This window comes from Pseudomonas shirazensis, assembly GCF_050496565.1.
GTDB lineage: Bacteria > Pseudomonadota > Gammaproteobacteria > Pseudomonadales > Pseudomonadaceae > Aquipseudomonas > Aquipseudomonas shirazensis_A.
In genome coordinates this window covers 1-436 of sequence record NZ_JBNWAE010000052.1, presented here as the reverse complement: position 1 = coordinate 436, position 436 = coordinate 1, and the positions used below count along the sequence as shown (strand labels likewise).

Here is a 436-nt window from a genome sequence, read left to right as displayed (position 1 = left end):
CACCGTGGCCGTCACTGCCGAAGCTGCGAAAGAAGGTGATGCCAATCTCACCTTCAACTTCCAGCTGAGCAACCCACCGCAGGCTGGTACCACTGCTACCTTGACCGTAAACGTCGGTGGCACCAGCTACACCGTTGATATCGACGCTTCCGGCAAAGGTACTCTGCTGGTTCCGAATACCAACGTCGAAGACGTGTACAAAGATGGCAGCGAAGTCACCGCGACTGTCACCGCGGTCAATGGCGGCAACTTCGAAGCTGTGGATCTGACCGGCGCGACCACCACTGTTGCCGTCGAAGACACGATCGACACTACGACTGTGGCCGTCACTGCTGAAGCAGCGAAGGAGGGTGATGCCAACCTGACCTTCAACTTCCAGCTCAGCAACCCGCCTCAGGCTGGCAGCACCACCACCCTGACCGTGAACGTCGGTGGG

At 58.9% G+C, this 436-nt stretch carries 1 protein-coding gene; it reads left to right on the top strand.

Annotated features, from left to right (window positions below; translation table 11 throughout):
- The coding region (locus ACQZ2L_RS25075) for an immunoglobulin-like domain-containing protein (protein ID WP_430328316.1) at positions 1–436 on the top strand (436 nt) is incomplete at both ends.